The organism is Leisingera coralii (assembly GCF_049056525.1).
In the GTDB taxonomy this organism is placed as follows: Bacteria; Pseudomonadota; Alphaproteobacteria; order Rhodobacterales; family Rhodobacteraceae; genus Leisingera; species Leisingera coralii.
On sequence record NZ_JBHUPT010000074.1, the window covers coordinates 1 to 20628 of the forward strand.

Genomic DNA, 20628 nt, shown 5'->3' on the forward strand with positions numbered 1-20628 from the left:
GAGGGGCCGGCCCCTCGCGCTCCCCGGAGTATTTTCGCAAAAGAGAAGGAACCAGGGCGCATTTGGACGCCCTGGTTCATCACATTAAAGACAGTCGAACAACCGGCCCGGCAGCGCGTCATGGCGCGGCAGGCCAAGTGCCCGCATCAGGCAGAACATCATCGCCTGGTTGGAGGTGACCACCGGCTTGCCAAGATGCGCCTCGATCCGCTCCACCGCCTCGACCGCGCGCATGTCGGTGCAGCTGAGCACGATGGCTTCTGCCTCCGGATGATCGGCCTGGCAGGCGAGATCGAAAACTTCGTCCGGGGTGAGCTCGCCTTGGCCGTAGTTGCCCAGCTCGCGGCCGATGTCGGCGCATCTGACCGTTTCGATGCCGTTGGCGGCCAGGAAGCCCATCGCCTGGGTGTTAATTTCTCCCAGATAAGGCGAAGAGAAGCCCACTTTAGTTGCGCCAAGAGCCTTGATGCCCGCCACCAGCGAACCGGCGGCGGTGAGGGAAACCGCGCCGGAGCCCGCCTTGATCTGTGCCGCCAGATCCGCATCAAAGCCTGGCCCGTGGGTCAATGTGGCCGAGGTGCAGCCGTAAAGCACCGCATCGGGGCGCACGCCCGAGATCATCCGCAGGTCATGGCTGATGTCCGAGGCACCCAGCCCCGCCATCTGATCGGAGCCGGGGATCTCCTCCACGTCATAGCCGCCCATGCGCTGGAAATGCACCGTGGTGTCCGGGCAGCGCATCAGCATCATGTCCGCCTCGAGATTGGTGTTGGTGAAGGGCACCAGCACGCCGATCTTGGCGCGGGTACGGGTTTCATAAGTCATTTTAGCACTCCTTCCAGAACCGCCAGCGCGCGATCCATCACCTCCTGGCTGCAGATGGTGGCGCGCAGGCAGTCGTCCAGGCCATAGCCGCCCATGCCGCGCATCAGCAGTTTTTCTGCCCGCAGCGCCGCATCCGCCGCCTTCGCCTGATCGGGCGAGGCAAAACGGATCAGCACAAAGTTGGTATGGCTCTGCGGCACCTCCAGCCCCAGGGCACGGCAGCCTTCAGAAAACCCGTCGCGGATGGCCGCTGTTTGGGACACCACGTCGTGCATATGCGCCTGGTCCCGCATCGCCGCCGCCGCCATCGCTTGCGACGGGATAGAGATATTGTTGGGGTTCAAGAGCTTGCGCACTTCCCCGGCGATCTCCGGCGGGAAGTACCCCCACCCTGCCCGCGCGCCTGCCAGCCCATAGGCCTTGGAGAGCGTGCGCATCACCACCGTATCGCCGCGCTCCACCAGCGCGAAAATTTCTGCCGGATCGTTGTCCGCATCGGCAAACTCGGCATAGGCCTGATCCACCACCAGCAGCACATCTGCCGGCAGCCCTTCGCGCAGGCGCAGGAGGTCGCTGTTAGGGATAAGCGTCCCCGTCGGGTTGCCCGGGTTGCAGACGAAAACGATGCGGGTCTCGGGCGTCACCGCAGGGAGGATATCATACACCGAAACCGTCAGCTCCCGCTCCCGCGCCTTGACGTAATCCGCCTGCACCTGGGCCGAGGCAGACGCCACAAAGGCATAGCCGTAATCGGTGCCCAAGACCTGGTCGCCCGGTCCGGCAAAGGCGCGGATCAGGCAGCCGATCAGCTCCATCGACCCGGCCCCGCACAGCACGTTGGCCGGGTCCAGACTGTGCACTTCGGCGACAGCTGCTCGCAGTTCCGGCCACTCCGGGTCCGGATAGAGCGGCATCTGCTCCAGCACCGCCTTGCCCGCGGCAATCGCGGCAGGGCTGGCGGCAAAGGCGCTTTCGTTCTGGGCGAGGGAGATGGTCCCCTCGCCGCCCAGATCCGCCAAAGCATAAGGCGCCATGGCGGCAACATGGGGTACCGCGCGGATCATTTGCCACCCCCATAGGCGCACGCGCCCTCTTCCGTCACCAACCCGCGTTTCAGATCCAGCGCCAGCGCCTCACGATCGCGCTCCGCCGGGTCGCCAAAACCTCCGCCGCCTGGGGTTTCAAAGATCAGGTAGTCGTCTGCCTCCACCCGCAGCTCGCCCTTGCCCGGGATATCCTGCTCGCCGTCGCGAAAGCGGATGCGGCCTGGGGCGCCGGGCTGCCCCCCCATGCGGCCCAATGCAGGGAACTTCAGCCGCTCCACCGACAGGAACACGATGAAGGGCGCGCCGTTCGACGCGGTCATCTCGATCCGCTGACCGAGGCCCCCGCGGTATTTGCCAGCACCGCCGCTGTCGGGCCGCAGCTCGCGCCGCCACATGATGACCGGGGCAACCGCCTCGGTGATCTCCACCTGGGAACCATAGACCCCCGAGGGGTAGGCCGTCGCCGACAGCCCGTCGGCATGGGGACGCGCACCGGTGCCGCCGTTGTGGACCGGTTCGATGGCAAACGCGCGGCCGCCATCGCGGGCTACCTCGGGCGCGTGGCGCATCGGCAGATCGAACATGCAGCTGGCCCCCTCCGCCGGCACCTGATCCGGCAGCGCCTGATGCAGGCAGCCCAGCACCAGGTCCGGCGTCACCTGCCCCAGCGTGTGGCGCATCGCCACCGGCACCGGGCGCTGCGCGTTCAGGATGCAGCCCTTGGGGCCATCAACGGTGAACGGCGCCAAACTCCCGGCATTGTTCGGGATATCCGGCCCGACGATACAGCGCAGGGCAAACACCGTATAGGCCGTGGCATAGTTCAGCGGCACGTTGATGCCTTTGCCGGAACAGCCCGAGGTGCCGGTGAAATCCACATGCATACCCCCTTGGGAGACGGTCAGCGTGGCGTGCAGCTCCAGCTCGGTCTCGTAGCCGTCCATCTTGAGGACGTTCTTGTAGACGCCCTCCGGCACCTCGGCGATCGCCGCCAGCGTGCCGCGGCGGGAAGTGTCGATGATATAGGCGCCCAGAGCATCCAGATCGTCGATGCCGAACTCCTCCATCATGCCAACCAGACGCTTCACCCCCGCTTCGCAGCAGGCGATCAGCGCATAGATGTCTCCCTCATTGGCGATGGGCTCGCGGCTGTTGGCGCGGATGATATCCATCAGCAGCGCATTGGGCTCGCCCTCCTCCACCAGCTTGCAAGGCGGGATCAGCAGCCCCTCGTCATAGATGTCGGAGCCTTCCGGCCCCATACCAAGGCCGCCCAGATCCACCAGATGCGAGGTGCAGGAGGTGAAGCCCACCACCTTGCCGTTCTTGAACGCGGGCATCATCAGCAGGAAGTCGTTCAGATGCCCCGAGGCCAGCCAGGGATCGTTGGTCATGTAGATATCGCCGGGCTTCATATTCTGCACCGGGAAGCGCTCGCGCAGGTGCATCACTGCTTCGGCCATGGTGTTGATATGGCCTGGCGTGCCGGTCACCGCCTGCGCCAGCATCCGGCCCTGCACGTCGAAGATGCCGGCCGAGATGTCGCCGCATTCGCGCACGATGGGCGAAAACGCCGCGCGGATCAGGGTCTGGCCCTGCTCCTCGACCACTGCCAGCAGGCGGTTCCACATGACTTGCAGGCGGGCGGGGGAAAGATCCTGTGACAAAGCGGTCATTGCGCAGCTCCTTTCTGATCCCGGATCAAGACAATGTTGCCAATTGCGTCCACATGGGCAGAGAAATCCGCCGAGACCAGCGTGGTGGTCTGCGGCTCGGTGATCAGCGCCGGGCCGCAGATCCGGTCGCCGGGGTTCAGGCTGCCGCGCGGGACAAAAGCCGCCTCTTTCGGTGTGCCGTCCACGTCGCAGGTGATCACGCGGAAGGCAGCGGGCGTGATGGTCTTCAGCTCCGGCGTCTCCGGAACCGCTGCCGCCTCGGCCTCCGGAGTGGCAACCCGCACCGCCCAGTTCAGGATCTCGATCTTCATGCCCGGCACCGGGCGCGAGAACTGCTTGGCGTATTCGGTCTCGAAAGCGGCGGTCAGCGGGCCAAGATCCTCCGCCGTCAGATCGCGGTCCGGCAAGGGGATCTCGATCTCATGCCCCTGTCCGCTGTAGCGCATGAAGGCGGTTCGCTGGACCTGCGTTTCGGCTTCGCCCGCCCCCTGCGCCACCACCGATTGCGCCTCATCGGTCATCTGGGCGAACAGGGCGTTGATGCTGCCCATATCCATGCTCTCCAGCAGCGCATAGCGCGAGCGCACAATCTCGAACGACACCGGCGCAAACAGGAACCCGACGGCCGAGCCCACACCCGGGTTCGGCGGGATCACGATACGCGAAACGCCAGCCGAGCGCGCCACCCGTGTCGCATGCAGCGGGCCGTTGCCGCCAAAGGCGATCATCGTGCGCGGGCCCAGGTCCTTGCCCGATTCCACCGCATGCATCCGCCCGGCGCTGGCCATGCTTTCATCCACGATCCGGCTGACGCCATCCGCCGCGCCCACCCCGTCCAGCTCCAGCCTGCTGCCGATCACCCGCGCCAGAGCCTCCTTCGAGGCCTCCGGGTCGATTTGGATATGCCCCTCGGCAAAGGTGTCCGGCACGATATAGCCCAGCGTGATGTCACTGTCGGTCACCGTCGGCTCGGTGCCGCCGCGGCCAAAGGCAACCGGCCCGGGCTCGGACCCTGCCGATTTCGGCCCCACGGTCAGCCGCCCCAGCCGGTCCACCCCGGCGATGGAGCCGCCACCCGCGCCGATCTCGATCATCTCGATCACCGGAATGCGCACCGGCATCCCCGATCCCTTGATGAACCGCGCCGCACGGGCGATCTCGAACTGGCGCGAGGTCTGCGGGCGGGCGTTATCAATCAGGCAGAGCTTGGCGGTTGTCCCGCCGACGTCGAAGGACAAGACCTGATCCAGCCCCGCCTGCGCTGCAATCCGCGCCGCCAGGATGGCGCCGCCGGCGGGACCGCTCTCCACCAGCCGGATCGGGAACCGCGCCGCGGTCTGGATCGTGCACATGCCGCCGCCCGCGGTCATCATCAGGATCGGGCAGCTGACGCCCTCCGCCGCAAACCGCTCGGCAAAGCGCGCCAGATAATTCTCCATCAGCGGCTGGATATAGGCGTTCGCCACGGTGGTGCAAAGCCGGTCGAACTCCCGCGCCTCGGGGCTGACCTCCGAGGAGATCGAGACCGTCAGCCCGGGCCGCCGTTCCGCCAGAATATCGCGCAAACGCCGCTCATGGTCCGGGTTGGCATAGGCGTGCATCAGGCAGACCGCCACCGCCTCCGCACCGCTGGCATCCAGCTCCGCAATCAGCGCTTCAACCGCGCTGTCCTGCATCGGGATCAGCACCCCGCCCTCTGCCGACATCCGTTCGCGGATGGTCAGCGCGCGTTCGCGCGGCACCAGCAGATCGGGTTTCTCCAAGTTTATGTCATACTGGGAATAGCGCCGCTCATAGGCGATCTCGAGGATATCCCGGAACCCTTCGGTGGTGACCGTCGCCACCGTTGCCCCGCGCCGCTCGATCAGCGCGTTGGTGGCCAGCGTGGTGCCGTGGATGAAGCCGGTGACCTCGCCCAGGGAGCGCCCCGATTGCGCCATCACCCGCGCCGCGCCTTCCATCGCGCCCTCTGCCGGATTCTGATGGGTGGTCAGGGTTTTGGCCGAGGCGAGAATTCTGTCTTCCCCCGCCACCAGCACGGTGTCGGTAAAGGTGCCGCCAATATCAATGGCAAGGCGCAGCGTGTTTGATGCTGTCATGTGTCATTCCAAAATCTGCCGTTGAGAAACCGTCAAGCGCCCGTCAAAGGGCGGCGGTCTCAGGCAGCGGACAGGTTGCACCGGGTGGCGCGGCGGTCCATGCGTTTGGGAATGAAGCGGTGTGTCATGCCGTTATCCTGCGGTGCCGCCGTGCGGACAGCTTTGCGGATAGCGACATGGAATTTGCCTGATAACGGCATCAAATTGTCAGCTGACAATGCCGCGAAACAGCTCCGGCCAGGCCGCGCGCCCGGCCGGAAACCCTTGTATTATCAACCGAAATGCAGGGTTTTGACTTCCTGGTAATCCTCCAGCCCCAGCATCCCGCCTTCGCGGCCGTTGCCGGACTGCTTGTAGCCGCCAAAGGGCGAGCCGTAGTTGAAACCGCCGCCGTTGATATGCACGGCGCCTGCGCGCAACCGGGCGGCAACCCGCTCGGCCCGCTCCGGATCGCCGGTCTGCAGATACGCCGCCAGCCCGTAAGGCGTGTCATTGGCAATGCGGATGGCGTCTTCCTCGTCCTCAAACGGAATGATCACCAGCACCGGGCCAAAGATTTCCTGCCGGGCGATGGCCATGTCGTTGGTCACATCGGCAAAGACGGTCGGGCGCACGTACCAGCCCTTGCCGATCCCCTCGGGCCGGCCGAGGCCCCCGGCCAGCAGGGTGGCGCCCTCGTCAATGCCGGTCTGGATCATGCTCTGCACCCGGTCGAACTGGATCTGGTCGAACATCGGGCCGATGTGATCCCCTTCCTGCTCCGGGTCGCCCACGGCCTGGCCCTCGGCCGCCGCCTTGGCGATCTCCAGCACCTGATCATAGCAGCTCTTCTCCACCAGCATCCGGGTCGGCGCGTCGCAGCTCTGGCCGGTGTTGTACATGCACTCCAGCACCGAGTTGGTGACCTTCTCCTCCAGATCGGCATCGGCAAACACCAGGTTCGGGGACTTGCCGCCCAGCTCCAGCGTCACCCGCTTCACCGTGTCGGCGGCGTCCTTGGAGACGGCAATCCCCGCCCGGGTCGAGCCGGTAAAGGACATCATGTCGATTTCCGGATGCCGCGACAGACCTGCCCCTACGGCCGGCCCGTCGCCGTGGATCAGGTTGAAAACGCCGGCCGGGTAGCCCGCATCATGAATCATCTGCGCATAGACGGCGGCGGACACCGGCGTGTGCTCCGACGGTTTCAGCACGCAAGTGCAGCCGGTTGCCAGCGCCGGCAGCACCTTGAGCGCGATCTGGTTCACCGGCCAGTTCCAGGGCGTGATCAGCCCGCAAACCCCGATCGGCTCGCGCACCAGGGTGTCGCCGTTCGGCAGCGTCTCCCGCAGCTCCTGGGTCTTCAGCGCCTCCAGAATGCCCTCCAGATGTCCGATCCCCGAATCGGCCTGCGCATCGCGTGCCATCGAAATCGGCGCCCCCATCTCGGCCCGCATCGCCTGCGCCAGCACCTCGCGCCGGTCCTTGCTGATCTCCAGCAGCTTCTCCAGCAGCGCGATCCGCTCCTCCCGCGTGGTCCGGGAGAAGCTGCCGAAAGCCTCCTTGGCGGCGGCAACGGCAGCGTTCACATCCGTTTCATCGCCCAGGATGATCGTGCCGATCCGCTCCTCCGTGGCCGGGTTCAGCACCGGGAATTCCCGGGACGAATGCGGCGTCACCCAGGCGCCGCCGATATAGAATTTTTGCAGGTCCATCAGGTTGTTCTCACTTTCACGTCGCAATTTCGGTTCAGCTGTCCGGAACGGCCGCTGGCGAGGGCGGCTCGGCTATGGTCCACTCCGCCCGCCGGCAGACAGTGGACGGGCCCCTTGCGTGCGTCAAGCACGGGCGCAAGCCGGCTGGTTAACTCCTCCCGCCTGCCGCAGCTTTGCTCATTGGCCTGGCAGGATGACCCGGCCTGAACCCGCCGGAGGGGGCAAAACCGGCAGAATCGCCCGGATTTCCGCAGCTTCCGGGCTGTGGGCTGCGCGCATCAGTACGTCGCAAAGACTCAACCTGCGGCAGGAAGTTGTTCGCCGCCCCGGCCGCTGCTGGCTATGACTCTGGAAAAGCCCGCATCAGACCGGGCGCCTAGAGGCAAGTCATGAGCAGATCCAATTGGACAGCCCGTTCCGTGCTGCTGGCCGGAACTTTACTGTGCGGCTGCACCGTCGTCGGCCTGGATTACCAGCGCCCGGACTTCGCGGTGCCCGCCAGCTATTACTACTCCCGCACCTATGCCACCGCCAAAGGCGCCTCCGAGACCTGGTGGCAAGGGCTGAACGATGCCACGCTGAACCGCCTGGTGGCGGCAGGGCTGGCACAGAACCTGGATATCAAGTCCGCCCGCGAGCGCCTGAAGGCGGCCGAGGCGGTGCGCCGCGCCAGCGGCCGCGCGGAGCAGGTGAGCGGCGATCTGGAGGGCAGCTCGATCTTCTCGCGCCGCGAATCGCAGGACGGCTCGACCAATGTCGATTCCGCCGAAATCGGCGCCACCTATGTGTTCGACCTGTTCGGCGGCTTCCAGCGCCGCTCGGAACGGGCCATTGCCGACCGCGACGCGCAGTTCTACCAGATGGCCACCACCCGGCTGGCGATCATCGACGCGATCACCCGCACCTATATCGAGGCGCGGTTCTTCCAGCGCGGCGCCGCCGTCACCCGCAAGACGATCCAGCTGCGCCAGCAGATCCTGGCCACGGTGGAGGAACTGAAGGAGGCCCGCGCCGTCCTCGCCCTGGATGTGGAGCGCACCAAGCTGCAGGTCGCCAGCGCCAAGGCGGATCTGCCGGCCTTCATCTCCAACTACGAGGCCTCCGTCTTTGCCCTGGCCACGCTTCTGGACCGCGACGCCGCCGAGGTGGCCGCGATGATGAAGGGCAGCTATGGCCAGCCCTACCCCGCGACCCAGCCGGAACTCGGCGTGCCCGCCACCCTGCTGCGCAACCGCCCCGACGTGCTGCTGGCCGAAGCGGTTCTGCGCAGCGCCACCGCCGATATCGGCGTCACCGAGGCACAGCTGTATCCGTCGCTGGAAGTCTCCGGCTCCATCGAGGCGCTCCGCGGCATTCCAGACCTCTATCAGATCGGCCCTTCGCTGACGCTGCCGCTGTTCAACCGCCCGGTGCTGCGCGCCTTCCACGAAAGCGCCATCGCCGAGGCCAAGGCCACCGAGTACGATTACCGCTCAGCGGTCCGCGGCGCGGTGGAAGAGGTGCAGTCGCAGCAAAGCGCGCTCAAGTCCGCCCGCGAGCGCACAGCCGCGCAGGTCCGCGCGGTCAATCTGGGCACCAAGGTCGCCGATCTCGCGCGGGAGACTTTCCGGGCCAATGAAATCACCCTGTTCGACCTCCTCAACACCGAAGAGGCGCTGCGCGACAACGAGCTGAACCTGATCGCCGCCCGGCGCGACCTGGCGCTGGCCTGGTCCCGCCTGCAGATCGCCCTGGGCAAGGGCTGGGCGCCGGGCCAAACCCCGGCCAGCGCTGCCGCGGCTGCAAGGCAAAGCCCTGCGGCTGAGTGAAAAGCCGTTTCCCTGCGAGGGAAACGGCCATGAAAAATCGATTTTTCATGGCTGAAATCCGCGCCGGATTTCAGCCCCCGGCCAGCCTCAGGCCTTCTGCTCTTCCTGCATCCGCTCGACCATCTGCCGCGCGCGCTTGCACTGCAGCTTGTCGCGCAGCGGGCTGTCGGGGTCGATGTCCTTGGAGCACACCACGCATTTGTCGGCACCGGAAATCGCATTCAGGCCGCCGCAGCTGCCCTTGATCTTCTTGCCCATCAGCATGACGCCCAGCGACATGCCCAGGGTCACGATCAGCAGCAGGATGAAGGCCAAAAGAAAGGTGCTCATTGGGGTCCCTCGCGATGTCGCTCAGTGCGCGGCTCAGTTTCCGGTCAGCGCCTCGAACGCGCTGCTCTGCGCTGTCATATAGGCATCTTCGCCGGCTTGCACGTCCCGATCGATGAAAAACACGGCAAGTTTATGCTGCTCCGCAAGCTTCAGCCCGTCCTCGCTGCCCAGAATCAGCATCGCGGTGGCCCAGGCATCCGCCAGCATCGCGTTTTCTGCAATCACCGTGACCGAGGTGGTCGGATGCGTCACCGGCCGCCCGATAACCGGGTCAAGGATATGGGAATAGCGCCGGCCCTCATGCTCGAAATAGTTCCGGTAGTCGCCGGAGGTCGCCAGGCCGAGGTTGCTGACCGGCACGATCAGCTGCACCGTCTGCGCCGCGGCGTCCGGTTTCTCGATCCCGATGCGCCAGGCCTCGCCCTTGGCGTTTTCGCCCTTGGTCACTAGGTCGCCGCCGATCTCCACCATGTAATGCTCGACGCCAAAGCCCTGCAGCGTCTGCGCCACCGCATCGACGCCATAGCCCTTGGCGATGGCCGACAGGTTGATGCCGGTCTCCGGCGCGGATTTCTTCAGGGTCCCGGCGGCGGCATCCAGCGTGAGCAGCCGCGCCTGCCCGACGCCCTCGAGCGCTTCGGCGATGGCCGCATCCGTCGGCACCGGGTCCTCCGGCTTGCGCGGGCCGAACCCCCACAGCTCGATCAGCGGACCCAGGGTCACGTCGAACTTGCCGCCGGTCTTTTCATGCACGCCGTTGGCCGCGGCCAGCACATGGGCAAACTCCGGCGACACCCGCACCGGCGCGGTGCTGCGCGCGGCCGAAAAGGTGGAGACCTCCGAGGCCGGATCCCAGTTCGACATCTTGGCGTTGACCGCCGCCAGGGTGGCGTCCACCTCCGCCGCCAGTACCGCCTGGTCCAGATCCCCGCCAATGGCGATCACGCTGTAAGTTGTGCCCATGGTCTGGCCCGACAGACGGACCTCCTCCGGCTCGCTGCCGAACCAGCATCCTGACACCAGCAGCACCGCGGGCAGGATCAGGGCAAGCAGAAACCGTCTGGGCATCGGTCAACCTCCGGGGATAAAGCTGGCGCTGCTATGCCCCTGCCCTGCGCCAGAGTCAAATGGAGCCTCAGAACTTCAGCGGCAGAAAGGCCAGCGCCAGGAGGCCCAACGCGGCCGGCACCCCGTAAAGCCACGCCCTGAGCCGCGCATCCGGCGCCTCGGACTTCCAGTTCTGCCGGTACAGATGGCCGCAGACCACCACCAGAAAAACGGTCAGCGCACCGGTCACGGGGGTCAGGTAGAGGGTTTCGAACATGTTGTTTTCCGGCCTTTGTTAGCGCTCGCGTCATTTCGCCCCTTCCCGGATCGCGATCCGCCGTTAAGATGGGGGTATGACCTGATGCAGGATAGGAGGAGACCCGCGCATGGCACCGTTCTCATACCAGCCTCCGACCCGGGGCGACAAGGCCGGCCAGGAAAGCCACAGCCAGTCGCCCGAGTCGAATTTGTCGCACGGCCAGTCGACCGTTGCGAAACTACTGGAGGCCAAGGGCGACGCGATCTTTTCGATCCGCCCGAACGACACCGTCGGCCATGCGGTAGAGGCCTTGCGCGACAAGCGCATCGGCGCGCTGGTGGTGACCGACCAGAACGGCGCGCTGCAGGGCATCCTATCGGAGCGCGACATCGTGCGGCGGCTGGCAGAGACGCCGGGCCACACCCTGCCGCAGCTGGTCGAGGACATCATGACCCGCGAGGTCAAGACCTGCGATCCGGACGACCTTCTGATCGACGTCGCCAAGGTGATGAACGAGGGCCGCTTCCGCCACCTGCCAGTGGAAAAGGATGGCCGCCTGTGCGGCATGATCACGGTGGGCGACGTGGTGAACTTCCGCCTGCAGGAGCTGGAGTATGAGGCCCTGCGCATGAAGCAGATGATCGTCGGCTGAACAGCTCCAGCCGGTGCGACCGGCGTCTGCACCGGTCCGGAATGTGTGCGAAAGCCCGGACCGGTGCACAGTGCACGTGAACGGCAGCCGCCTCAAATGCAATGCAGACTAATACCGTATGACGCCTGAAAGGCCACTGAGCGGGACGAAGCCGCCATTCGTCGCAAGCGTATCATGGGCAGCCCCTTGGTCTGCATTGCGCAGAAGGCTCCCTTTGCAAGCCCTGGGCTGCTTTCCGCAGGCTGATTTTGGTGCGCAAGGGTTCGCAAAAGGGACTGCCCCGCTACTCAAAATGCCGCATTATTCTTGGTTGGCGAGAACAGCGGTTACTGCGGCCGTCTCTTTGCTTATCTTTGGTCCTTTTCCATGTCTGCCAGGACACTTTGCAACTTTGCGATTTTCGCGTCGCGTTGTGCTGCCAGTTGCTCGACAGACATATCACCGGTCGCTTCCGCAAGACCCTCTGCAAGTGTTTGGGACACCTCGGGTGTGAGTTGCGGCGACCCGAGGTCAGCCCACCAGCCGTTGAAGGTATCAGAGAAATGCTCGCAAAAAGCAGCAAGGCCACCTGATCCGGCCCCCAGGCTGAACAGTGCCGTGGGCCCCATCACCGCCCATCGCAGCCCGGGACCTGCGGACATGGCTTTGTCGACATCGCCAACGCTGGCCACGCCGGACAGCACCAGATGGATTGCCTCGCGCCAGACGGCGGCCTGAAGCCGGTTGGCAACATGGCCGGGGACTTCCTTGTTCACCCGGATCGTGACCTTGCCGATGTCTTTGTAGAATTGTTCCGCCGCCGGCACCACGTCCGGATCGGTCAGACCGTTCCCCATCACCTCGACCAGGGGGATCAAGTGCGGAGGGTTGAAGGGGTGGCCCAGAATGAAGCGGCCGGGGTGTTCCCACCCGGCCTGCATCTGGCCCAGCGTCAGCCCGGAGGCTGAGCTGGCCACGATCGCATCCGGCGCAATACCGGGTTCGATTTCCGCAAAGAGGGCATGTTTGACCGGCAGCCGTTCAGGCACGTTTTCCTGAATGAAACCAGCGCCTTCAACAGCCTCTCGCGCCGAGGTTCTGAATGTGACCCGGTCCGGGTTGCCCCGCGCGGTCAGCCCCAGCTCGCTCATGGTCTGCCAGGCCTGATCGATGTAGGCGCGCACCGTGTCCTCAGCGCCTTCCGCCGGGTCGTAGACCGCAACCGACCGCCCAGAGGCCAGGAACAGCGCGGTCCAGCTGGCGCCGATGGTGCCGGCGCCCAGCACCGCGGTATGTGTGATATCTGCCATCAGAACAGCCCCGTTTCGATTAGAACAACCCGGTGTTGATTGGTGAAGCAGCGGTCATGCCGCCGTCAATGGTGAACAGCTGCCCGGTGGCGAACCCGGCCTCGTCCGAGGCCAGCCAGACCGCCATGGCGGCAATATCGGCAGGCTGGCCGAACCGGCGGGCCGCATGGCGGGCCAGCGCATCCTGGCGCGCGGCCTGCGGATCGTCCGCGAGCTCAAATCCTGCCTCCAGCATGCCGGTTTCGACCCAGCCCGGGCAGATCGCATTGCAGCGGACATCGGGGCCGTGGTCCACCGCGATGGAGCGAGTCAGCCCGTGCACAAAGGCCTTGGACGCGTTGTAAAGCGCCATGGAGGGATCCGCGGTGTTGCCTGAAATGGAGCCGATGTTGATGATCGACGCGCCCTTGGACAGGACCGGAATGAACGCCCGGCACATGTTGAAGACCCCGCGGCAATTCACGCCCATGACCAGCTCCCAGTCGGCGTCGGTGCTGTCCACGACGGTTTTCTCGACCTGAACACCGGCGTTGTTGACCAGAACGTCTATGGCACCGGCAGCCTGTGCCAGCTCTGCCACCTGCTGAACATCTGCAACATCGACGCTGTGCCAGGTTACGGCATCCGGCAGCCCCTCGGGCCGGTCCCCGCGGCCGCAGGTGATGACAGTTGCGCCCTCGGTCAGGAACGCGTCGACAATGCCGCGGCCGATCCCCTGACGGCCGCCGGTGACCAGTGCTGTTTTCCCCTTGAGCCGCATCAGTGTGCCACCATCACATGCCGGACCGAGGTATAGGCGTCGAGAGCATAGACGCTCATGTCGCCGCCGGTGCCGGACCCTTTCATCGCCGCCCAGGGCATCTCCGGTGTGCCGACGCCGTGGGTGTTGACCCAAGTAAAGCCATAGCGCAGGCGGCTGGTCATCTCCATCGCGCGCCCGACATTGGCGGTCCAGACCGACGACGCCAGCCCGTAGCGCCCGCTGTTAGCAATGCGCAGGGCATCTTCGGCCTCGCTGAAGCGGGAGACCGAGACGACGGGCCCGAAGACCTCGCTGGTTGCAACCTCGGCATCGTTGCTGACATTGGCCAGCACAGTGGGGCGGTAGAAATAGCCTGCGCCTTCCTCTGCCGTGCCGCCGGCCACAACCTCGCAAGCCGCGCGGGCGCGGTCGACAAACCCGGCCACCCGGTCACGCTGAGCGGCTGAGATAACCGGTCCCATTTCCGTGCCCTCGGCCTTTTGCGTACCAGTGCGGATCCGGCTGACCTGCGCCTCTATCGCCGCGACCAGCCTGTCGTAGACACCCTCCTGCGCCAGCACCCGGCAGGGCTGGGCGCAGTCCTGGCCCGCATTGAAAAAACTGCCGTAGCGGATGGTTTCGGCAACCGCCTCGACATCGGCATCGTCAAACACAATCACCGGCGCCTTGCCGCCCAGCTCCAGATGCACATGGCGGATCTGATTGCCCGCCGCGCGCATCGCCGCCATGCCGGTGGCCGGGCTGCCGGTCACGGTGATGGCCTCCATCTGCGGGCTGTTGATCAGCTGATCGCCAACACCCGGCCCCGAGCCGTGGATCACGTTCAGCACGCCCTTCGGCAGGATCCCGTTCAGCAGCTCCGCCATACGCAGTGTCGACAGCGGCGTCAGCTCCGAGGGCTTCAGGACCACGGTGCAGCCGGCCGCGATCGGCGCCGCCAGTTTCCAGGCCGCCATCATCAGCGGGTAGTTCCAGGGCGCAATGGCAGCCACCGGCCCCACCGGATCGCGGCGGATCATGCTGGTGTGGCCTGCCGCATATTCCCCCGCGGCGGAACCGGTCATGGTGCGCGCCGCGCCGGCGAAAAAGCGGAACGTGTCGATGGTCAGCGGCATCTCGTCGTCGCGGGCAGAGGGCCAGGGCTTGCCGGCATTCAGGCTTTCAAGCCCGGCCAGCTCATCCTGATGTGCCTCCAGGCAGTCCGCAATCGCCAGCAGCAGGGCCGACCGCTCCGCCGGGGTGCTGCGCGAAAAACTCTCAAAGGCCTCCTCTGAGGACCGGACCGCGGCCTCCACCTGTTCCGGGCTGGCTTCACGCACTTGGGTGATCTCAGTCCCCGTGGCCGGATCGGTGACGGGCAGCGCCGCCCCCTCTCCGGCAACCAGTTCGCCGTTGATCAGCATCTTAGTCTGCATGGTCTCTCCCCCTTAGAATGCGACCTGATCGCCGCCCTTCAGGCCAAGACGCGCGCGCGCCTCTGCCGGGGTGGCAACCTTATGGCCCAGGTTTTCGATGATGCTGCGGATCTTCCTGACCTGCTGCGCGCTGGACACGGCCTTTTCCCCGGGCCCGATGTACAGGCTGTCCTCCATCCCGACGCGGACATTGCCGCCGACCAGGGCGCTTTGCGTGGTGAAGGGCATCTGAAAGCGCCCGGCCGCCAGAACCGACCATTCGTAATCATCGCCGAACAGCTTGTTGGCGATGGTGTGCATATGCATCAGGTTGTCCAGATCGGCCCCGACGCCGCCCAGAATGCCAAACACCATCTGCACAAAGATCGGACCGTCGATCCAGCCCTGGTCGCGGATCCACGCAAGGTTATAAAGGTGGCCCAGGTCATAGCATTCGAACTCGAACCTGGTGCCGTGGCCCTGGCCCAGTTCCTTCAGGCAATACTCGATATCCGCAAATGTGTTGCGGAAGATGAAATCGCGGGTCATCTCCAGGAATTCCGGCTCCCACGCGTGTTTCCAGTTTGAATACTTGTCCTTCATCGGGAAGATGCCGAAGTTCATCGACCCGATGTTCATGCTGGCCATCTCGGGCGAGGCGCGGGTGGCGGCGCGCAGGCGCTCCTCGCGGGTCATGCCCAGCCCGCCGCCGGTGGAGACATTCATCACCGCATCGGTCGCCTGCTTGATCCGCGGCAGGAAGTCCATGAACAGATCCGGGTTCGGATCGGGCTTGCCGGTTTCCGGGTCGCGCGCATGCAGGTGGATGATCGAGGCCCCAGCCTCCGCCGCCTCGATCGAGGCCGCGGCGATCTCGCTGGGCGTGATGGGCAAATGCTCGGACATGGTCGGGGTATGGATCCCGCCGGTCGGGGCGCAGGTGATGATGACGGATTTCTGCTTGGCCATGGCTGCGTCCTCAGAGCTTCATCTGCTGCACCTGGGCAGACAATCCGCCATCCAGCACCCATAGCTGGCCAGAGGCATAGCGCGCCTCCTCCGAGGCCAGCCAGTTGACCAGATTGGCGATATCCTCCGGCGTCCCGTAGGTGCGCAACGGATGGACATCGCGCACCGCCTGCTGCAGCTGGTCAATCGTCTTGCCGCCGCCGCCCGAGCCGTCGCCGGTGAAGAAGCTTTGCAGCATCGGCGTATCGATATAGCCGGGGCAGATGGCGTTGACGCGGATGCCTTCGGGGCCATGATCGCAGGCCATCGCCCGGGTCAACGCATGCACCGCGCCCTTGGTGGCGCAATAGGCGGCAAGACCGGGATCGGCGATGAACCCGTCGTAGGAGCCGAAGTTGATGATGCTGGCGCTGCTGCCCGACTGGGCCGCCGTGCGCAGCAGTGGCAGCGCGTATTTCGACGCCAGGAAGGTGCCGGTGCAATTCACCGCAAAACTGCGGTTCCATTCCTCCAGCGTGGTGTCCTCGATGGTCTTTTCAATCTCGATCCCGGCGGCGTTGACCAGAATGTCCAGCCTTCCGGAATCTGATTTCACCTGCTCCATCGCGGCGATGGCATCGGCCTCCTGGGTGACATCCAGCTTGACGAAGATGCTGCCTTCCTCATCGTGCGCAGCCAATGATCCCTGCGGGGTCAGGTCTGCCGCATAGACCCGCGCGCCTTCGCGCAGGAACCGCGCAACAATCGCGCGCCCGATGCCGCCGCGGCCGCCGGTGACCAGTGCGGTTTTGCCGTCAAGTTTTCCTGTCATCTGTGTTCCCCGGGTTCAAACGGTAATGCTCAGCTGCCACGGTCCAGTCCATGTGGTTGCGCACATACTGCTGGCTGGCGTCGGAGGGCGGGTTGTAATCCCAATGCTCTCCGGCCCCTGCTTCCATGGCGGCATGCAGGACGCGGCGGGATTTCTGGGTGGCGATGATGTTGCGGCGGAGGTCCTCGCTGTTCCAGCGTCTGCCGGCCTCCGCCGCAAAATCCGCGGCGGCCTTCGCATAGGCTGGATCGCCGGCCACGTTCCTTGTCTCCAGCGGATCCGCCGCCAGATCATAAAGCTGCGGCGGATCGGCGTCGCAGTGAACGTACTTGAGGCTCCCGCGCCGGATCATGAAGACCGGATAAGGCGTCATCTCGGCGCAGTATTCGCCGATCGCCTCATCCACCGGATCCGCGTCACCGCGGGCCAGCGGCAGCAGCGAGCGGCCATCCACCGGTTCACCCAGGATCGCCGCATCGCCGCCGGCGATATCAACAAAAGTCGGCAGCAGGTCGATCAGCGAGCAGGCATTGGCGGCCGTGCCCTGCGCGATGCCCGGCCCCGCCATCACCAGCGGCACCCGGGCGGAGTGCTCAAAGAAGTTCATCTTGTACCACAGCCCGCGCTCGCCCAGCATGTCGCCGTGGTCGGCAGTGACGATGATGATCGTGTCCTCACGCGCGCCAATGTCGTCGATGGCCTTGACGATTTCACCCACCTTGCTGTCGAAATAGCTGACATTGGCCAGATAGGCGCGGCGGGCGCGGCGCACCTCCTCTTCGCTCAAGGGGACAACATTGGCTTCAATCCCAGCCATCACACGGCGCGAGAAGGGGTCCTGATCCTCAAAGCCCGGCACATATTCGGGCATCGGGATCTCTTCTCCGTCGTAAAGATCCCACCACTCGGGTTTGGCGACATAGGGGTCGTGCGGATGGATAAAGCTGGCCACCAGGCAGAACGGCGTCTCCTCCCCCGCCGCCCGCGCGCGGCCCCGGCCGATCAGCCAGCGGCGCGCCGCAAATCCGACCTCGTCATCGTAATCGGTCTGGTAGGTGGCAACCGCGACACCGCTTTCCTTGACCGTTTCCATGTTGTGATACCACTTGCCGATGCGCTCATCCGGGGCCTCCCAATCCGGGGTCCAGGCGAAATCGGCCGGATAGATGTCGGTGGTCACCCGGTCCTGAAACCCGTGTTTCTGGTCCGGGCCGACAAAATGCATCTTGCCGGACAGGCAGGTGCGGTATCCCAAAGCCTTCAGGTAATGGGCAAAGGTCGGGACCGAGGCGCGGAATTCGCTGGCGTTGTCATAGGCGGCAATGCGGCTGATCAGCTGCCCGGACATGAAAGCAAACCGCGACGGCGCGCACAGCGGCGAATTGCAGTAAGCCGCATCAAACCGCATGCCGCGCGCCGCCAGCGCATCGATATGCGGAGTCTTCGCCACCGGGTGGCCATAGGCGCCGGTCCAATGCGGGGCCAGCTGATCCGCCATGATGACAACGATATTGAGCTGCGTCATTTCGCGGCCCCGGCGTAGGCCTCCAGCACCAGCCCGTGGAAGTGGTGCACCGCATGTTCGGATTTACCCGATCCAGTCGGGTCGTTGACGATGCGCCCCTGGGTAAAGGCTGGCGTGTTCATGCCGCGCTGGACACTTTCAACCAGGCTGATGTCCTCGACCTGCAGCACCTCATCCAGGTAGCGGATGGCGTCCAGCTCGCCCGCGTCTGGTTCCGGCGTTTCCAGGAAGAAATCATAGGTCTCCAGCGTCCGGTCCGGCCCGACGGGGATGATGTTCAGAACAATCATGCTGGACCGCCCCGGATAACGCATCAGGCAGGTGGTCGGCCACAGCCACCAGACCGCATGGGTGCGCACGGTGGCATTGGAAACGTCATAGGCCGTGTTCGCGGATTTCCCCGCATCCGCCATGTGGCTGGAGTAAATCCCGTGCGTGGTCACCTTGTAGGTGTCCATGTCCACCAGATCGCAGAAATCCTTGTGCGCGGTCGGGCAGTGGTAGCATTCCAGGAAGTTGTCGACGACGTTCTTCCAGTTAGAGTTGATGTCATAGGTCAGGCGGTGGCCGAAGGTCAGCCGGTCGATATCCGGCGCCCAATGGCGGATTTCGGTTTCCAGATTGCCGGACTGTTCCCTGAGCGGCGCGGCGGTTGGATCCAGGTTGACGTAGACAAATCCCGCGAATTCCTCTGCCTGCACCTGGTCCAGGCAGATATCGCCGGTGCTGAAATTCTCCAGATGTTCGGTTTCCGGCGCCCGCACCAGTTGGCCGTTCAGCTTGTAGACCCAGGCATGATAGGGGCACATGATGCGGGTGGTGCTGCCTTCGCCCTTCAGCAGCTCGTGTGCGCGGTGCTTGCAGACGTTGTAAAAAGCGCGCAGCACGCCTTCGCGGTCCCGGACCACGGCAACCGGCTGGCCCGCAATATCAACGGTGACATAGGACCCGGGGTCGCGCAGCTTTTCCACATGGCAGACCCATTGCCATGACTTGGCAATGATCTCGCGCTGATCGGCGGCAAACCATTCCCGCTGAACATAGGCATCCGCCTTCAGCGATTGCGAATTGCCCGCATCGGCGGAATAGCCGTCAGCGATGGTTGCGAATTGGGCCTTGGTCGGTAGGTCTGTCACGCTGAACACTCCTTTGCCTGCCTCTTGAGGGCGTCAAAGATATGGTCCGCGAAAAACCGGCCCCCCTACGGAACTCAAATCGCCGTCAACTGAACTTTATTCGCCATTTTGCAGGGCTTTTGATGGCCGGTACATGGGCCAGGCCCGGAATTCAAAGGGCACTCTTCCCTCGATCCGGTCTTGCTTTGGCGGCAGGCCGAAGCGCTGCTTGTAGGCGCGCGCAAAGTGCACATGGCTGGGAAAGCCGCAGGCCTGGGCAATCTCGGAGATCGGCAGCTCCGTCTGGGTGACCAGCCCGCGCGACCGGTCCAGCCGGATGTCGCGGTAGTACAGTTGCGGGCTTGTCCGCACATATTCCTGGAACAGCCGGTTCAGCTGCCGCTGCGACACCCCGGCCTGCCTGCACAGGTCGGGAATGCTGATCAGCGTTTCCAGATGGCGTTCCATGATCGCGATGGCTTCCCGGACCTTGGGCGGGGCGGTATTCCCCAGGGGCTCAAGCTGGCCGTCGGTTTGATGTGCGCCCGGGCCGCGCAGATTCTGGTAGAACAGATATTTCGCACAGTCGTTTGTCAGCGCGCCGCCAACGATCCCGTGCAGAAGGAACAAGGCGAATTCACCCGCGGCAGAGCCGCCGCAACAGGTTCCGATACTGCCTTCGTGCAGAAACAGGTCCTCGCTGACCTCGGTTTGCGGGTATTTTTCCCCGAAGGCATCAATGTGCTCATAATGAACGGTCGCCCGCCGCCCCCGCAGCAGGCCTGCCTCGGCCAGGATGAAGGCCGCGGTATCGAGCCCGGCAACATAGCTGCCCGTCCGCGCGTGTTTGCGTATCGCGGACAGCAAGGGTTCGCTTGAGAAGGCCTCGGGCGTCCAGCTGCTGGAAACGGCAACGATATCTGGCTGCATCTGCTTCAGCGTTTCCAGCGGCCTGGTGGCAATTTCCAGGCCATTGCTGGCCCGGCAGAGGGTCCCGGTCTCGCTGGCGATATGCCATTGGAACAGCTGCTTTCCGGCCAGATAGTTCGCAGCCCGGAACGGGTCCAGAAACGCCATTGTCGCCGCGAGGTTGAAATGCGGCGTGACCAGGACCAGAATTCCCGTGGTCTCTCTTCTCTTCAGCATAGCCTCAACGCAGCGGTTTCCTGGATGAACGGCGGCATAGGCAGAAAACCACTCCCGCCACGGAAACGCCAGCCTCTGCCAGACGCGGCGGTTCTGGCAGGCCAACTGACGTGCTCCCCTGAAAAGTCCGCGATTTGAAGTTAGCCTGTTCTCCACACGAGGAGACAGACAATGCGGAAA

Annotated in this window: 18 protein-coding genes; 2 read left to right on the forward strand and 16 right to left on the reverse strand. The window is 64.7% G+C overall.

Annotated features, from left to right (window positions below; genetic code table 11):
• Positions 1–84: 84 nt before the first annotated feature.
• The 5 genes from ACFMBG_RS20655 to ACFMBG_RS20675 form a co-directional block, all read right to left on the reverse strand.
• The gene (locus ACFMBG_RS20655) at positions 85–825 is read right to left on the reverse strand and encodes a maleate cis-trans isomerase family protein (protein WP_421056562.1); all 741 of its coding nucleotides are present in this window, start codon (positions 823–825) and stop codon (positions 85–87) included.
• A complete protein-coding gene (locus tag ACFMBG_RS20660) occupies positions 822–1889 on the reverse strand; it encodes a pyridoxal phosphate-dependent aminotransferase (protein ID WP_421056563.1) in 1068 nt (355 codons plus the stop codon). Before ACFMBG_RS20660 ends, ACFMBG_RS20655 begins: the two co-directional genes overlap by 4 nt.
• Positions 1886–3547, reverse strand: a complete 1662-nt coding sequence (locus tag ACFMBG_RS20665) for a hydantoinase B/oxoprolinase family protein (RefSeq protein ID WP_421056564.1) — start codon at positions 3545–3547, stop codon at positions 1886–1888. The genes ACFMBG_RS20660 and ACFMBG_RS20665 overlap by 4 nt, the downstream gene beginning before the upstream one ends.
• Positions 3544–5646: a hydantoinase/oxoprolinase family protein gene (locus ACFMBG_RS20670; protein ID WP_421056565.1), complete on the reverse strand. Its 2103-nt coding sequence runs from the start codon at positions 5644–5646 to the stop codon at positions 3544–3546. Before ACFMBG_RS20670 ends, ACFMBG_RS20665 begins: the two co-directional genes overlap by 4 nt.
• A gap of 272 nt (positions 5647–5918) precedes the next feature.
• On the reverse strand, positions 5919–7340 hold the full coding sequence (locus tag ACFMBG_RS20675) for an aldehyde dehydrogenase family protein (protein WP_421056566.1): 1422 nt from the start codon (positions 7338–7340) through the stop codon (positions 5919–5921).
• Between the two features lie 389 nt (positions 7341–7729).
• Here ACFMBG_RS20675 and ACFMBG_RS20680 point away from each other — a divergent pair, with 389 nt between their 5' ends.
• Positions 7730–9148, forward strand: coding sequence for an efflux transporter outer membrane subunit (locus ACFMBG_RS20680; RefSeq protein ID WP_421056567.1), 1419 nt, complete (start codon positions 7730–7732; stop codon positions 9146–9148).
• Positions 9149–9235: 87 nt separating this feature from the next.
• On the opposite strand, the gene ACFMBG_RS20685 is transcribed toward ACFMBG_RS20680, so the two are convergent.
• From ACFMBG_RS20685 to ACFMBG_RS20695, 3 genes are all read right to left on the reverse strand, one after another.
• Positions 9236–9478, reverse strand: coding sequence for a hypothetical protein (locus tag ACFMBG_RS20685; RefSeq protein ID WP_421056568.1), 243 nt, complete (start codon positions 9476–9478; stop codon positions 9236–9238).
• A gap of 33 nt (positions 9479–9511) precedes the next feature.
• Complete coding sequence (locus ACFMBG_RS20690) at positions 9512–10546, reverse strand: FAD:protein FMN transferase (RefSeq protein WP_421056569.1); 1035 nt, start codon at positions 10544–10546, stop codon at positions 9512–9514.
• Positions 10547–10613: 67 nt separating this feature from the next.
• Positions 10614–10802 (reverse strand): hypothetical protein, encoded by a 189-nt coding sequence (locus ACFMBG_RS20695; protein ID WP_421056570.1) that lies wholly within the window; start codon positions 10800–10802, stop codon positions 10614–10616.
• A 109-nt stretch (positions 10803–10911) separates the two neighbouring features.
• Here ACFMBG_RS20695 and ACFMBG_RS20700 point away from each other — a divergent pair, with 109 nt between their 5' ends.
• Positions 10912–11436: a CBS domain-containing protein gene (locus ACFMBG_RS20700; protein ID WP_421056571.1), complete on the forward strand. Its 525-nt coding sequence runs from the start codon at positions 10912–10914 to the stop codon at positions 11434–11436.
• Positions 11437–11783: 347 nt separating this feature from the next.
• Here the strand turns inward: ACFMBG_RS20700 and ACFMBG_RS20705 are convergent, their stop codons facing one another.
• The 8 genes from ACFMBG_RS20705 to ACFMBG_RS20740 all read right to left on the reverse strand — a co-directional run bounded on the left by ACFMBG_RS20705 (position 11784) and on the right by ACFMBG_RS20740 (position 20448).
• Entirely contained in the window at positions 11784–12725 is a 942-nt protein-coding gene (locus ACFMBG_RS20705; RefSeq protein ID WP_421056572.1) for a 3-hydroxyacyl-CoA dehydrogenase NAD-binding domain-containing protein, read from the reverse strand.
• Between the two features lie 19 nt (positions 12726–12744).
• A complete protein-coding gene (locus ACFMBG_RS20710) occupies positions 12745–13485 on the reverse strand; it encodes an SDR family NAD(P)-dependent oxidoreductase (RefSeq protein WP_421056573.1) in 741 nt (246 codons plus the stop codon).
• Positions 13485–14903, reverse strand: a complete 1419-nt coding sequence (locus ACFMBG_RS20715) for an aminobutyraldehyde dehydrogenase (RefSeq protein WP_421056574.1) — start codon at positions 14901–14903, stop codon at positions 13485–13487. Before ACFMBG_RS20715 ends, ACFMBG_RS20710 begins: the two co-directional genes overlap by 1 nt.
• Before the next feature lie 12 nt (positions 14904–14915).
• Complete coding sequence (gene kce / locus ACFMBG_RS20720) at positions 14916–15851, reverse strand: 3,5-dioxohexanoate:acetyl-CoA acetone transferase (RefSeq protein WP_421056575.1); 936 nt, start codon at positions 15849–15851, stop codon at positions 14916–14918.
• Between the two features lie 10 nt (positions 15852–15861).
• Positions 15862–16662 (reverse strand): SDR family NAD(P)-dependent oxidoreductase, encoded by an 801-nt coding sequence (locus tag ACFMBG_RS20725; protein ID WP_421056576.1) that lies wholly within the window; start codon positions 16660–16662, stop codon positions 15862–15864.
• Positions 16646–18187, reverse strand: a complete 1542-nt coding sequence (gene betC / locus ACFMBG_RS20730; protein ID WP_421056577.1) for a choline-sulfatase — start codon at positions 18185–18187, stop codon at positions 16646–16648. Before betC ends, ACFMBG_RS20725 begins: the two co-directional genes overlap by 17 nt.
• A complete protein-coding gene (locus ACFMBG_RS20735) occupies positions 18184–19323 on the reverse strand; it encodes an aromatic ring-hydroxylating oxygenase subunit alpha (protein ID WP_421056578.1) in 1140 nt (379 codons plus the stop codon). Before ACFMBG_RS20735 ends, betC begins: the two co-directional genes overlap by 4 nt.
• A 96-nt stretch (positions 19324–19419) precedes the next feature.
• Positions 19420–20448: a GlxA family transcriptional regulator gene (locus ACFMBG_RS20740; protein WP_421056579.1), complete on the reverse strand. Its 1029-nt coding sequence runs from the start codon at positions 20446–20448 to the stop codon at positions 19420–19422.
• Between the last annotated feature and the right edge of the window lie 180 nt (positions 20449–20628).

What these genes read in the sequence shown, in the direction of transcription:
- ACFMBG_RS20690 (WP_421056569.1), bottom strand. Translation starts at nt 10,546, where the DNA reads ATGCCCAGACGGTTTCTGCTTGCCCTGATCCTGCCCGCGGTGCTGCTG.
- kce (WP_421056575.1), bottom strand. Translation starts at nt 15,851, where the DNA reads ATGGCCAAGCAGAAATCCGTCATCATCACCTGCGCCCCGACCGGCGGG.
- betC (WP_421056577.1), bottom strand. Translation starts at nt 18,187, where the DNA reads ATGACGCAGCTCAATATCGTTGTCATCATGGCGGATCAGCTGGCCCCG.
- ACFMBG_RS20670 (WP_421056565.1), bottom strand. Translation starts at nt 5,646, where the DNA reads ATGACAGCATCAAACACGCTGCGCCTTGCCATTGATATTGGCGGCACC.
- ACFMBG_RS20740 (WP_421056579.1), bottom strand. Translation starts at nt 20,448, where the DNA reads ATGCTGAAGAGAAGAGAGACCACGGGAATTCTGGTCCTGGTCACGCCG.
- ACFMBG_RS20665 (WP_421056564.1), bottom strand. Translation starts at nt 3,547, where the DNA reads ATGACCGCTTTGTCACAGGATCTTTCCCCCGCCCGCCTGCAAGTCATG.
- ACFMBG_RS20700 (WP_421056571.1), top strand. Translation starts at nt 10,912, where the DNA reads ATGGCACCGTTCTCATACCAGCCTCCGACCCGGGGCGACAAGGCCGGC.
- ACFMBG_RS20680 (WP_421056567.1), top strand. Translation starts at nt 7,730, where the DNA reads ATGAGCAGATCCAATTGGACAGCCCGTTCCGTGCTGCTGGCCGGAACT.
- ACFMBG_RS20655 (WP_421056562.1), bottom strand. Translation starts at nt 825, where the DNA reads ATGACTTATGAAACCCGTACCCGCGCCAAGATCGGCGTGCTGGTGCCC.
- ACFMBG_RS20710 (WP_421056573.1), bottom strand. Translation starts at nt 13,485, where the DNA reads ATGCGGCTCAAGGGGAAAACAGCACTGGTCACCGGCGGCCGTCAGGGG.
- ACFMBG_RS20675 (WP_421056566.1), bottom strand. Translation starts at nt 7,340, where the DNA reads ATGGACCTGCAAAAATTCTATATCGGCGGCGCCTGGGTGACGCCGCAT.
- ACFMBG_RS20705 (WP_421056572.1), bottom strand. Translation starts at nt 12,725, where the DNA reads ATGGCAGATATCACACATACCGCGGTGCTGGGCGCCGGCACCATCGGC.
- ACFMBG_RS20695 (WP_421056570.1), bottom strand. Translation starts at nt 10,802, where the DNA reads ATGTTCGAAACCCTCTACCTGACCCCCGTGACCGGTGCGCTGACCGTT.
- ACFMBG_RS20725 (WP_421056576.1), bottom strand. Translation starts at nt 16,662, where the DNA reads ATGACAGGAAAACTTGACGGCAAAACCGCACTGGTCACCGGCGGCCGC.
- ACFMBG_RS20715 (WP_421056574.1), bottom strand. Translation starts at nt 14,903, where the DNA reads ATGCAGACTAAGATGCTGATCAACGGCGAACTGGTTGCCGGAGAGGGG.
- ACFMBG_RS20685 (WP_421056568.1), bottom strand. Translation starts at nt 9,478, where the DNA reads ATGAGCACCTTTCTTTTGGCCTTCATCCTGCTGCTGATCGTGACCCTG.
- ACFMBG_RS20660 (WP_421056563.1), bottom strand. Translation starts at nt 1,889, where the DNA reads ATGATCCGCGCGGTACCCCATGTTGCCGCCATGGCGCCTTATGCTTTG.